Here is a 12,663-nt window from a genome sequence, read left to right on the forward strand (position 1 = left end):
CGCCTGCGGGGTCTCACCTGTCCCGCTGCTCCCGCAGGAGTCTTCGCGTCTTCCACTCCAATCAACCAATAAATAATAAAAATAAGTGGTGAAATCAATGTTTAAGCCAAAAGAGTCTAGCCAAAAAGAATATGAAATTTGTGTCTACTAATGAATTAATATAGCAATAATAACAGACGCCCTACTGATCCCCATATTCTTTTTAAAATGATGTTTATTGGTTAACTATATGGCATTCATTTTGAACCTCAATTAGAAAGGAAAATAAGAACAAACGTCGCCTACCGCTGGTTTTTAGGTTTGAAATTCAAGGACTCAGTAATATTATAATGACTTAAACAAGGCAATAGAAGAGGATAGAATCAATCACGAAAAAAGTCCATTAAAAGAAAAGGAGAAAGTGAAAGAGACTAAGGAAATTCAAGTAAGTAAATGCTTTATAAATTTAGAAAGGCTCTTTTCCTAAATTTTGTTGCTCTCTGAATTTATATGTTCCCACTAAGCGGTGGTTTCGAACAGCTTTGGTGAATTCAAGGACACTCATAGGTAAAGGGCTCAAAGAACTGCTATGATGCCCAAAAATTCAAGAGTGCATAAAAAAGGGAATCAAAGAGTAATATGATGACCGAAATCAAAGAGCCGTGGAAAAATAGTAATCAAAGACCCGTTATGATGCCCAAAATCCGAAGCGTCTCCCAAATGAGTGGCGGATTCGGACAGCTTTGGTGACTGCAAGGGATTCGCTACTGCTGGTTACGGGGATTGAAGAATGTAAGTGAACAGGCTCTCCTTACTGCAGCCTGCCAAAACATAAAAAAGATTGCAACGCATTTAGTCAGGTTGGATAGGGTGGGTTGCAATTCTTTCGGTTGATTTGCTCACTGTTGATTGGAGCGGAAGGTGCGAAGACTCCTGCGGGAGCAGCGGACAGGTGAGACCCCGCAGGAGCGTTAGCGACGAGGAGACTCACCGCCCGCCCCGCGGAAAGCGAAGCACCTGGAGCGGAAATCAACAGATCCGCTAGCATAGACAAATTGGCATTTAATGATCTGACAAAATAAATATTGCCGAGAAAATAACCTTTTTCGACAATCTGACTTTAGGCCTAGCCTAGAGTTTTCTTTTTCATAATAAAAAAACCTCTTACCCTAAGTAGGTAAGAGGTTAGTGATGCCCTCGGCAGGAATCGAACCTGCATTTCAAGCTTCGGAGGCTTGCGTGCTATCCGTTGCACCACGAGGGCATATAAAATAAGCAGTACGATTACATATTATATGGTATGTTTAACTTGTTTGCAAGCACTGTTTTTTGTTTAAAAAAATGTGAATGGGTTATGCTGAAAAACAGGCCTATTTTTTTACATAAAAAGTTGTCGAAAGAATCATCATCATTAGCAAAGCGATTTGTTTGACCTTAATTGACCATCAGTGTATGATTACATTACATAAGATAAAGTTACATTTATCGATGAAAGAGGTCTACCTAGTAATTTTCAGATTAAAGGAGGAACAGAAAATGAATTTGATTCCTACAGTAATTGAACAGACTAACCGTGGCGAGCGGGCATATGATATTTACTCTCGTCTATTAAAAGATCGCATTATCATGCTTGGAAGCGCAATTGATGACAATGTTTCCAACTCGATTGTTGCGCAATTGTTGTTTTTAGAAGCAGAAAATCCTGAAAAAGATATATCCATTTACATCAATAGTCCTGGTGGAAGCATTACAGCTGGAATGGCTATTTACGACACAATGCAATTCATCAAACCTGATGTACAAACAATTTGTATCGGTATGGCAGCTTCAATGGGAGCATTCCTACTTGCAGCTGGTACTATTGGAAAGCGTTACTGCTTACCAAACAGTGAAGTCATGATTCACCAACCACTTGGCGGAGCACAAGGGCAAGCAACGGAAATTGAAATCGCTGCAAAGCGCATTCTATTCCTTCGTGATAAACTAAATGGTATCTTAGCAGAGCGTACTGGTCAACCACTTGAAGTGATTGGACGAGATACTGAGCGTGATAACTTTATGACTGCTGAAAGAGCAAAAGAGTACGGTCTTGTCGACCACATCATTTCTCGCAGCAAAATTAGCGAAAAAAAGGATAAATAATTAAGAAAAGCGGAAACGCCAGGTTAGCGACGTATGGACTGGAGCAACCGACTGAGATAAAGGAAACACGGAGAGCGATAGCGATTCGATGTTGACTTATCGTAGGGAGGTGGGTGAAGTCCACTAGTCGCTTGGCGTTGGAGCTAGACAGTTATCTAATTCAAAGTTTTATAATTTCTTACTTTATTAAAAGTGAAAACTCGCGCTCAACTTTTGAGCGCGAGTTTTTTATGCATCATGAGAAATATATGAAATAAGTGCTTCAATTGCTTCCGTTTCATCACTGCCGTTGGCGATTAATGCCACCTCAGATCCGGAACTAATTGCTAAGCTCATTAATCCCATAATACTTTTTGCATTAACCTTTTTTCCGTCTTTTTCTAAAAAAATATCGGCTGAAAATCGATTAGCTTCTTGAACAAAAAGCGCTGCAGGGCGTGCTTGTAAACCTGTTTTTAGCCTAACCTTTACCTGTTTTTCTAACATCCCAATTTCTCCCCTTTGGATATCTCTATTTTGTGTTTGGTTCACCGGCACGTAATTTATCGGCAATTTCATCTATTTTTCTTAAACGATGATTGATTCCTGATTTACTTATGTTTCCACCTGAAACCATTTCCCCTAGTTCTTTGAGGGTTACATCTTGATAATTGACACGCAATTCAGCAATCTCCCTTAATTTTCCGGGCAAAATTTGCAAACCGACTGTCCTGTCAATATAGCGAATATTTTCGACCTGCCTCAACGCTGCACCAATCGTTTTATTTAAATTTGCTGTTTCACAATTTACCAGTCGATTTACAGAATTCCTCATATCTCGAACAATACGAATATCCTCAAATCGTAATAAAGCATTATGTGCACCAACAATATTTAAAAACTCCGTTATTTTTTCTGCCTCTTTTAAATAGTTAATAAAACCTTTTTTACGCTCTAGTGTTTTGCTATTAAGCGAAAAGGTGTTCATCAATTCACACAAAGAATCATTATGCTCATTGTATAATGAGAAAATTTCAAGATGGTAGGAAGAGGTTTCCGGATTATTAACGGAGCCTCCAGCAAGAAATGCACCTCGTAAATAAGAACGCTTACAACATTTCTTTTTGATTAATTCACTTGAAATAACGCGGACAAAGGTAAAACCTTCCCCCAATATTTTTAAGTCCTCTAAAATTGACTTTGCTTGATCAGATAGGCGAACAATGTATACATTATTCTTCTTCAATCGCATTTTTTTCCTGACCAGCAATTCAACCTGGACTTGATAATTCTTTTTAATGAGTGTATAAATCCTTCTTGCGATGGCGGCATTCTCAGTTTGAATATCAACAATCAACTTTCGATTAGAAAAGGATAAGGAGCCATTCATACGAATTAATGCGGAGAGTTCCGATTTACTGCAGCATCCTTTTACTTCTATATTCGTTAATTCTTTCTTTGTCTCTGAAGCGAAAGACACCCATTATCACCCCCATCCACGACTATTATCAACTATTACTACGATAAAAACTCTATTTAGTTTCATTTATAAGTAAAGAATATAAAATTCCTGCCACTTTCTTTGTATCATGGCGTATGGCACCATCATGCAGAGACACGATTTCATCTTGTAACAATTCAATACCTAATTTTTGCAGTATTGGTACATCTAAATAAACTGGTTCAGCGAATTCCTTTTGATATCGTTGCTGGATTTCCTTAGGAATCGGTCTATTATTGACAAGGATTATATCAATAAACCTGCACTGCATGTGATCATAAATCGCTTTAACATGGTCACTGGCGGTGTATTCAAGTGTTTCCCCAGCCTGTGTCATCAAATTACAAATATAAACCTTTTTTGCATTAGCCTGGCAAACTGCTTTACCAAGTTCAGGAACAAGCAGATTGGGCAGGATACTTGTGTACAGACTCCCTGGACCAATGATAATTAAATCAGCCTGCTTGATTTCCAGAATCGATTCAGGCAAAGCGTCAATACGGTTAGGTGTCAGAAATACCTTTTTTATTTTTTTTCCTGAAAAGGGTATTTTTGATTCTCCGGAAACAAATGTCCCATCCTCTAGTTCAGCATGTAGAATAACACTTTGATTAGCAGCAGGCAACACTTTACCGTGAACGTTTAGCACTTTAGACATTTCTTGAATGGCGTGAACAAAATTACCCGTGATCGATGTCATCGCAGCAAGAATTAAGTTTCCTAAAGAATGGCCTGAAAGTTCGTTTGTAGTCTTAAAACGGTGCTGAAACATTTCCTCAATGAGCGGCTCTACATCCGAAAGTGCAGCTAGTACGTTGCGAACATCCCCAGGGGGAGGAATATGAAGATCATCCCTCAATCTTCCTGAACTACCTCCGTCATCGGCGACTGTCACAATTGCCGTTATATCAACAGGATATTTTTTCAATCCGCGCAATAGAACTGGCAAGCCTGTTCCGCCACCAATAATGACAATTCTTGGTTGTCGAATTTCTTTCATGTAACTTTGTCCTTCCTTTTATCAATGTCACGATGAGAAACTCTAGTTTGATAATCTTTTCCGAAAAATCGACCAATATACTCTGCCAATGCAACTGAGCGATGCTGACCACCGGTGCACCCAATTGCGATAACAAGCTGTGCCTTTCCCTCTCGCTTATAATGCGGCAACATAAAGGCGAGGAGCTCAGTTACCTTCTCAAGAAACTTATGTGTTTCATTCCATTTTAGGACGTAACTTGAAACATCTTCGTCAAGTCCAGTCTTCGGCCTCATTGATTCGATATAATGAGGATTTGGTAAAAAACGGACATCAAAGACCAGATCAGCATCAATTGGAATACCATGTTTAAATCCAAACGACATCACATTAACCGTAAAAATGGTCTGCTTGTTAACTGAAAACTCGGTTAGGATTTTTTCACGAAGATCTTTCGGTTTCATTAGTGAAGTGTTATAAATAATCTGAGCTCTTCCCTTTAATTCCTCTAATAATTCTCGTTCGAGCTTTATGCCTTCTAATGGAAGACCAGATGGTGCCAAAGGATGGAATCGTCTTGTTTCTTTATAACGCCGGACTAAGGTTGAATCATCCGCGTCCAGGAACAGGATTTGCGGTGTTACCCATGCGGTTTCATTTAACTCATCTAATGCTTTAAATAAATTATCGAAAAACTCTCTTCCTCTTAAGTCCATTACCAATGCAACTTTATTCATTTTATTTCCAGATTCTTTCATCAGTTCTAGAAATTTCGGTAACAAAGTGGGTGGTAAATTATCTACACAGAAAAAGCCTAAATCCTCAAAGCTTTGGATTGCTACGGTTTTCCCTGCTCCTGACATTCCTGTTATTATGACCATTTGAGTTTCACTAGTCGCACCGGTACTCATGTATTTCCCTCCATTAGTGTTTTAGCATGGATCAAGTTGAAAGCTTAATCCTTTAAGCTAAAACAACGCTTGATTTAGGTTATGAACATTTTAACTTGGATCCAGTCGATAAGCTACTAGCTTAAATTCTGGTGTATATGTAAAGGTTCCGTATATAATTCCGTTACCATGGACCATATATTCAATGATATGATGATCTCCTTCTGCCATTGGCAGACTGTTTATTTGTTCGACCTCATGCCATGTAAGCTTTCCTTCTTCAGATTCCTGAAGTGTAGGTCCTTCTGCATCTTTGGCAATAAAAGTGAACATCATCCATTCTGACAGGACTTTGTCTCCATCGTCTGGGTCTACCATTATAAAGGTGAATATCCCTTTTATTTTTGGATCCTTAAGATAAATTCCAGTTTCTTCCCGAAATTCTCGTATGCAGGCGTCTTTAACAGATTCACCGCGTTCCATTTTCCCACCCGGTGCTACCCACCAACCACGGCGTGGCTTCTGTAACAACAGGACTTTATTTTCCCTCAACAAAACACAATTAGTGACCCTCTGCATAACCTTCACCTCAATATTTCATCCATTAACAACCTTAATAATATCTTTATTCATTCCATTATACTATTATTGGGATTCTGTCACAATGAAAGTAAGTTGACAATTAGTTAACTAGAAAGGGGCGACAGGCATAAGACGAGCCGGCCACTCAACTAATCAAAAAAAATGACACAGGAGTCCTGTGCCACAAAATGTATTAAAGGGGGTCAAATTACTACCCTTATTGTACTCAAAATATATTTCAACACTGTTACAGTAAAATTAAAAGCGGGTGACTTTTTCTTAAGCCTTTGCTTTAATTTTTTCCTTCAATTCTTCAACATAATGTTGAGCTGTTTGTGCAGCAATACTGCCATCACCAGTTGCTGTAACAATTTGTCGCAATGTTTTCTCACGAATATCCCCTGCAGCAAAGATCCCAGGTACTTTTGTTTCCATCTTATCATTTGTTTCGATATATCCATTTTCATTGGTAATACCAATACTAACAAACGGTTTGGAAAGAGGCACCATTCCGACGTAAATAAACACACCATCGGCTGGTAATTCTTGTTCTTCGCCAGTCTTAGTTGAAACAAGAGTGATACTACCAACTTTTCCATTTTTATCATTAATTTGCTTAACTGTATGACTCCAAAGGAATTCAATTTTTTCATTATCGAAAGCACGTTGCTGCAAAATAGCTTGTGCACGGAGTTCGTCACGACGATGGACGATTGTAACCTTTGAGGCAAAGCGAGTTAAGTAAACTCCCTCCTCAACAGCTGAGTCGCCTCCACCTATCACGAAAAGCTCTTTATTTTTAAAGAAAGCACCGTCGCAAACCGCACAATAAGATACTCCACGGCCACCAAGTTCTTTTTCACCAGGTACTCCTAGCTTTTTATACTCGGCTCCTGTAGTAATAATCACGGCACGGCCTTTATATTGTTTCGAGCCTGCTACTACGGTTTTGTAATCATCCCCATCGATAATTTCCTTTATATCTCCATAAGCATATTCAGCACCAAATTTCTTGGCATGGTCGAACATTTTAGTCGATAGTTCCGGACCAAGGATTGAATCAAAACCTGGATAATTTTCTACTTCTTCTGTATTAGCCATTTGGCCGCCAGGAATTCCACGCTCAATCATAAGTGTAGGCATGTTTGCACGAGATGTATACACAGCAGCGGTCATCCCTGCTGGACCCGCCCCTGCAATAATGACGTCATAAATTTTTTCTTCTGTCACCTTGTTCATCCTCCTTTTTACAGCCAGTTCCTTCGAGGAAGTACTATAAATAGTATTTACATTTATCCTATAAAAACATCATGATTTAGTCCAAGAATCTGCCTAGGCTACTTACTTTAAACCAGTAAATTCTTTACTGACTTTACATATTTTTGCATCGTGGCCAAAGAAAGACCATATTTACTTGCCTGAGTTGCTTGAGTTACCTTCTCATTACGCAAATGAAACCAGATGTATTCAACTGCAGCTGACCAGGCTTGCTTGTTTTTTATCGATAAGCCTTCATTAATGATTTTCACAAAAACAGAAAACCACATTAAATAAAGCCCTGATTCGACGGATCCAACAGGATGATGGTGCTGATAAAGAATTTCTGCAACCTCATGCGCTGCATATGTTTCTGTTTCATCCACCGATTTTACCCATGCAAGATATTCTCTTTCCAAGCTAGAGAATTTGTTATAATTCTTAGACTGAATCGAATTTAACAGCTCTTCTCTTTTTGTAGAGACTGCTGTTAAAAATATCGCAAATAACCGTTCCTCCACATAATCGCTATCCATTTTTTTCATGATAGAAGGAAGATGCTCTTCAAAGCCATTATAATTCCCCTTATTATCGCTCCAAGGTTCAAATCCGGCCTTTTCAGGATTCTGCTCAATTACCTTTTTCCAAGCATTTGATGCAGCTTGTTCATGTCCAGTAAAATAGCAAGCATACGCTAACCAGTAATAGAAAGCACTTTCTCCGTCATAGCCTTGTTTTTGGAGCTTTCGGAGCCAGGTGTAGGCAAGTTCGTATTCTTTGATAAGCGCAAATGTCGTTCCTAGTTTGTACTGATGGTCAACCAATAGCGGCTTTATTTTTTCAAGAACAGCTTTAAGATGGCTTACTTCGCTCAAATCCTGTTGATAATAGGCGAACACCAAGCGGTTACACATTGCATGTAAGTTCCCTGGATTCTTTTGCAGCACATCATTTAAAATTTCAAAGGCTTTTTCTGCTTCCCCAGGGTAAAAATAAGCTAGAGCTAAGTTATTATAAGCTGACCAATACTCTGGGTAGTTATCAATAATCGAATTTAGAACTTCAATTGCTTTCGGAAAATGTCCAGATTCTAGGAGATCTCTTGCTTGCTCCTGTTGAACAATTAAGTCATCATGCTCATAAAATCCATCATCGTCTTCGTCTTCCACCTCAAGGGTAAGAAGTTCAAGTAGTTCCTCTGTATCTTCAAGGAATTCACCGAACGGTTCTAGCTGCAAATAAGAATTTGCATGATGATAGGCGTCTTTAAATAAACCTAGGTGGGCATAATTATTTGCAAGGAAATAGTGACATTCATACAGCTCTTCGTCAAGTTCTTCTAAGATAGAGTGCAAGAGACGATTTGACTGCTGATAATCTCCCATTTCCGTATGCAAAACAGCTAGCTGGCAGGTAATCATCGGTTCACCTGGTTCCAACTGGAGCGCACGAAGGAAGTATTTTTTTGCTTTATGGAAGTCCCGGCGATTATATGCTTTTATCCCTTTTGAAAAATAATACTCCGCCGTCGGAACAAATGATAAAATTTTCGCTTTTTGTTTGGTTGCTTTAGAGTCTTTACTCATGAAATCCTCCAAAATTCATTTTTAACTAATGTAGTATATCACAGGAATGAGCATATAGAGAAGAAAAATGGGCTAGAAAGAAATCGACAAGTGGGTTTGGAGTTCTATCCGTGGATTTTGGTGTTTTATTTGCCGCTTTCAGTTTTTATTTGCCGTTTTCGGTGTTTTATTTGCCGTTTTCGATTTTTATTTGCCAATGCCACATTTCAGACACAAAATAGACCGGCAACCTCCATCACGGCGCCGGCCCAATCCATCAATAAGCATTCTATTTATGACGAGTTTTTAATACGTCTAGGATATCAACAAATGGAAGCTGTTGTTCTCTTAATAAAACTAATAAATGGTATAGAAGGTCTGACGCTTCCCATTTTAATTCTTCATGGCTGCGATTTTTCGCTGCAATAATAACCTCTGCCGCCTCTTCACCAACCTTTTTCAAGATTTTATCTACGCCTTTTTCAAATAGGTATGTAGTATAAGCGCCTTCAGGTCGATTCTCTTCACGATCCTTAATTACCTTTTCAAGTGTCAACAGAATTTCATAATCAGACAAGCTGGCCACTTTTTCGGCACCGGCAACCGCATAAAGGCTTTCAACAAAACAGCTATCCGTGCCGTTATGACAAGCAGGACCTGCTGGCTCAACTAATACAAGCAAGGCATCCTTATCACAATCATACTTAATTTCGTTGATTTTTTGGGTGTTGCCACTTGTGGCTCCTTTATTCCAAAGCTCTTGGCGTGAGCGACTGAAAAACCACGTCTCCCCAGTTTCAATCGATTTTCCCAATGACTCTTTATTCATGTACGCAAGTGTGAGGACTTCCTTCGTCGCGATATCTTGAACGATGGCGGCTACAAGACCTTTTTCATCAAATTTAATTTTCTCGATATTCATCGTACTACAACTCCTCTTTCTCTTAAAAACGATTTAACCTCACTAACGGAGGTTTCTTTATAGTGAAAAATTGAGGCAGCTAATGCGGCATCAGCTTTTCCTTTTTCAAAGGCATCGGCAAAGTGCTCAGAATTTCCGGCACCACCAGATGCAATAACCGGTACTTGGACTGCTTCACTAACAGCCTTCGTCAACGCCAAGTCAAAACCTGCTTTCTCACCATCACAATCCATACTCGTTAACAGGATTTCTCCTGCACCGCGCCCGACTGCTTCCTTTGCCCAAGCGATTACTTCCCATTCAGTCGCGTTTCGGCCACCATGAGTAAATACGCGCCATGAACCAAGTTCTGCATCGTATTTAGCGTCTATCGCTACCACAATGCACTGCGAGCCGAAGAAGCTTGCCCCTTCATTAATGATTTCAGGGTTCAATAGTGCTGCTGTATTTAATGAAACCTTGTCAGCACCAGCGCGCAACATCTGTTTCATATCCTCTAATGAATTAATCCCCCCGCCTACGGTAAACGGAATCGCCAATTGTGAGGCAACGGCTTTAACCACTTCAGTCATCGTTTTCCGACCTTCGTGTGACGCGGAAATATCAAGGAACACTAACTCATCGGCACCCTGTTCATCATAAAATGAAGCCAATTCCACGGGGTCGCCAGCATCACGGAGCTGAACAAATTGAATTCCTTTGACAACACGACCTTCTTTTACATCAAGGCATGGGATGATTCTCTTCGTAAGCATTTAGGCTTTCACCTCTTTTAACGCTTCACTCACAGTAAATCGACCTTCATAGAGGGCTTTACCGACAATGGCACCTGTTACCCCTTTTTCAAACAAAGCCTGGAGTACAGTTAAATCTTCAAGTGAACTTACCCCGCCCGAAGCGATTACGCTTTTCCCAGTTTCGACAGCCATTTGCTTAATCGCTGCTACATTAGGACCTGACAGCATCCCATCAGTGGCAATATCGGTAAAAATAAACGTTTCGGCACCGGCATCGGCGAAGCGCTTGCCAAGATCGACAGCCTTCAGCTCAGAGGTGGTCAACCAGCCATGTGTAGCGACATAGCCGTTTTTGGCATCAATTCCAACAGCAATATGACTTCCGTACTTTCGAATCATCTCAATGGCAAATTCCGGATTGGAAACGGCAATACTGCCGATGATAACCCGCTCCACGCCTCGATCCAAGTAATGAACAATATCAGCTTCAGTTCGGATGCCGCCACCAATTTGAACTTTAGCATCCAAATTTTGTGCAGCCTGAATCACAAACTTATCATTCACTCGTTGGCCATCCTTGGCACCGTCTAAATCAACCATATGAATCCAAGCAGCGCCTGAGTTTGCAAACTGTTGCGCCATTTCAAATGGGGAATCGCCGTAGACGGTTTCTTTTTGATAGTCACCTTGAAGGAGGCGTACACATTTTCCACCTCTCATATCAATGGCCGGATAAATTGTAAAAGCCATCAGACCAACTCCCTTTCTTCAACTAACTGGGTAAAGTTCCGTAAAAGTTCCATTCCTAGCTTGCTGCTCTTTTCAGGATGGAACTGCATCCCATAAACATTGTCTCTACCAACAACTGCAGGCACTTTAACATCATATTCTGCCTCAGCAATCACGACATCTTTTCCATCGGTAACAACATAATAGGAATGGACAAAATAAACATAGTTCTCAGTAATATCTTTTAATATCGGTGATGGATGCAAATAGTGTAACTTATTCCACCCCATATGCGGAACTTTATAAGATTGGCCTTCCTTTGTATGACCAGCAAATCGAACAACCCTACCTGGAAGAATGCCCATTCCAGTGGTTAAGCCATTTTCTTCACTTTCCTCAAACAAAAGCTGCATACCGAGACAAATTCCTAATAGTGGTTTTCCACTGGCCACATAGTTCCGAACCATCTCCGTTAGGCCAGATTCGTTCAAACGCTCAATTGCATCACGGAAGGCACCTACACCAGGTAAAATCAAAGCGTCAGCCGCCAACAGCTCTGCTTTATTTTCCGAAATAAAATAAGGAACATTTAGACGTTCAAGTGCTTTACTAACGCTAAACAAGTTGCCCATCCCGTAGTCAATAATGCCAATCATTTACAACATTCCTTTCGTGGATGGAACCCCTTTAATTCGGGGATCAATAGTCGTAGCCTCATCTAAAGCACGACCTAGCGCTTTAAAAATTGCTTCAATGATATGGTGGGTGTTTTGCCCATAGTGAACAACCACATGCAAATTCATTCGCGCTTCTAAAGCTAGCTTCCAAAGGAATTCATGAACAAGCTCAGTGTCAAACGTGCCAACCTTTTGGCTAGGTAGCTGGGCACGCAATTCTAGATGTGGACGATTGCTAAGGTCAATCACAACCTGAGCTAAGGCCTCATCCATCGGCACGAAGGCATTTCCGTACCGTTTAATTCCTTTTTTGTCGCCTAAAGCCTCACGGAGGGCTTGTCCTAAGCAAATTGCGATATCTTCGGTTGTATGGTGATCATCGATTTCGATATCACCCTTTGCATCCACGAAAAAATCAAACTGACCATGCTTTGTAAACAGATCAAGCATATGGTTAAGAAACGGCACGCTCGTATCAATATTTGACTGACCTTCTCCATCAATTGACAATTGCAACTTAATATCCGTTTCATTTGTTTTCCGAATAACCTTTGCCGTTCTTTCCATCTTTGACCCTCCAATATTTACGGGGAATTTTTTTAAAAAAATGGCTCTGTTAATATAGTGTTGATTTCCGTTCCATGTGCTTCGCGGACCTTAGGGGCGGGCGGTGAGCCTCCTCAGTGCTTAAGCGCCTGCGGGGTCTCACCTGTCCCGCTGCTCC

General features: G+C 40.3%; 13 protein-coding genes, 1 tRNA gene and 1 pseudogene. 2 read left to right on the forward strand and 13 right to left on the reverse strand.

Features of this window, described 5'->3' with window-relative positions; all coding sequences use genetic code 11:
- Positions 1-159 precede the first annotated feature (159 nt).
- Positions 160-321 (forward strand): annotated as a pseudogene (locus tag B1NLA3E_RS25750) (transposase); the annotation flags it as partial.
- 850 nt (positions 322-1,171) lie between these two features.
- Here B1NLA3E_RS25750 and B1NLA3E_RS20050 read toward each other — a convergent pair.
- Positions 1,172-1,243: transfer RNA gene (locus tag B1NLA3E_RS20050), tRNA-Arg, on the reverse strand.
- Between the two features lie 224 nt (positions 1,244-1,467).
- On the opposite strand from B1NLA3E_RS20050, the gene clpP reads away from it, so the two are divergent.
- Positions 1,468-2,121, forward strand: coding sequence for an ATP-dependent Clp endopeptidase proteolytic subunit ClpP (gene clpP / locus B1NLA3E_RS20055; protein ID WP_268870642.1), 654 nt, complete (start codon positions 1,468-1,470; stop codon positions 2,119-2,121).
- Between the two features lie 228 nt (positions 2,122-2,349).
- Here clpP and B1NLA3E_RS20060 read toward each other — a convergent pair whose 3' ends face one another.
- From B1NLA3E_RS20060 to hisB, 12 genes are all read right to left on the reverse strand, one after another.
- Positions 2,350-2,607 (reverse strand): HPr family phosphocarrier protein, encoded by a 258-nt coding sequence (locus B1NLA3E_RS20060; RefSeq protein WP_015595645.1) that lies wholly within the window; start codon positions 2,605-2,607, stop codon positions 2,350-2,352.
- Positions 2,608-2,632: 25 nt separating this feature from the next.
- Positions 2,633-3,580: a DNA-binding protein WhiA gene (gene whiA / locus B1NLA3E_RS20065; protein ID WP_015595646.1), complete on the reverse strand. Its 948-nt coding sequence runs from the start codon at positions 3,578-3,580 to the stop codon at positions 2,633-2,635.
- Positions 3,581-3,632: 52 nt separating this feature from the next.
- Entirely contained in the window at positions 3,633-4,601 is a 969-nt protein-coding gene (locus tag B1NLA3E_RS20070; RefSeq protein ID WP_015595647.1) for a gluconeogenesis factor YvcK family protein, read from the reverse strand.
- On the reverse strand, positions 4,598-5,491 hold the full coding sequence (gene rapZ, locus B1NLA3E_RS20075) for an RNase adapter RapZ (protein WP_015595648.1): 894 nt from the start codon (positions 5,489-5,491) through the stop codon (positions 4,598-4,600). Before rapZ ends, B1NLA3E_RS20070 begins: the two co-directional genes overlap by 4 nt.
- Positions 5,492-5,581: 90 nt before the next feature.
- Positions 5,582-6,049, reverse strand: a complete 468-nt coding sequence (locus B1NLA3E_RS20080) for an NUDIX hydrolase (RefSeq protein WP_015595649.1) — start codon at positions 6,047-6,049, stop codon at positions 5,582-5,584.
- A gap of 282 nt (positions 6,050-6,331) precedes the next feature.
- On the reverse strand, positions 6,332-7,282 hold the full coding sequence (gene trxB, locus B1NLA3E_RS20085; RefSeq protein ID WP_015595650.1) for a thioredoxin-disulfide reductase: 951 nt from the start codon (positions 7,280-7,282) through the stop codon (positions 6,332-6,334).
- A gap of 116 nt (positions 7,283-7,398) precedes the next feature.
- On the reverse strand, positions 7,399-8,895 hold the full coding sequence (locus B1NLA3E_RS20090; RefSeq protein ID WP_015595651.1) for a tetratricopeptide repeat protein: 1,497 nt from the start codon (positions 8,893-8,895) through the stop codon (positions 7,399-7,401).
- Positions 8,896-9,163: 268 nt separating this feature from the next.
- The gene (gene hisIE / locus B1NLA3E_RS20095; RefSeq protein ID WP_015595652.1) at positions 9,164-9,796 is read right to left on the reverse strand and encodes a bifunctional phosphoribosyl-AMP cyclohydrolase/phosphoribosyl-ATP diphosphatase HisIE; all 633 of its coding nucleotides are present in this window, start codon (positions 9,794-9,796) and stop codon (positions 9,164-9,166) included.
- Positions 9,793-10,551 (reverse strand): imidazole glycerol phosphate synthase subunit HisF, encoded by a 759-nt coding sequence (gene hisF / locus B1NLA3E_RS20100; RefSeq protein WP_015595653.1) that lies wholly within the window; start codon positions 10,549-10,551, stop codon positions 9,793-9,795. The genes hisIE and hisF overlap by 4 nt, the downstream gene beginning before the upstream one ends.
- On the reverse strand, positions 10,552-11,283 hold the full coding sequence (gene hisA, locus B1NLA3E_RS20105) for a 1-(5-phosphoribosyl)-5-[(5-phosphoribosylamino)methylideneamino]imidazole-4-carboxamide isomerase (RefSeq protein ID WP_015595654.1): 732 nt from the start codon (positions 11,281-11,283) through the stop codon (positions 10,552-10,554).
- Complete coding sequence (gene hisH, locus B1NLA3E_RS20110; RefSeq protein WP_015595655.1) at positions 11,283-11,918, reverse strand: imidazole glycerol phosphate synthase subunit HisH; 636 nt, start codon at positions 11,916-11,918, stop codon at positions 11,283-11,285. Before hisH ends, hisA begins: the two co-directional genes overlap by 1 nt.
- A complete protein-coding gene (gene hisB, locus B1NLA3E_RS20115; RefSeq protein ID WP_015595656.1) occupies positions 11,919-12,506 on the reverse strand; it encodes an imidazoleglycerol-phosphate dehydratase HisB in 588 nt (195 codons plus the stop codon). It lies immediately after the preceding gene.
- Between the last annotated feature and the right edge of the window lie 157 nt (positions 12,507-12,663).

It is taken from the genome of Bacillus sp. 1NLA3E (genome assembly GCF_000242895.2).
Lineage (GTDB): Bacteria > Bacillota > Bacilli > Bacillales > Cytobacillaceae > Bacillus_BU.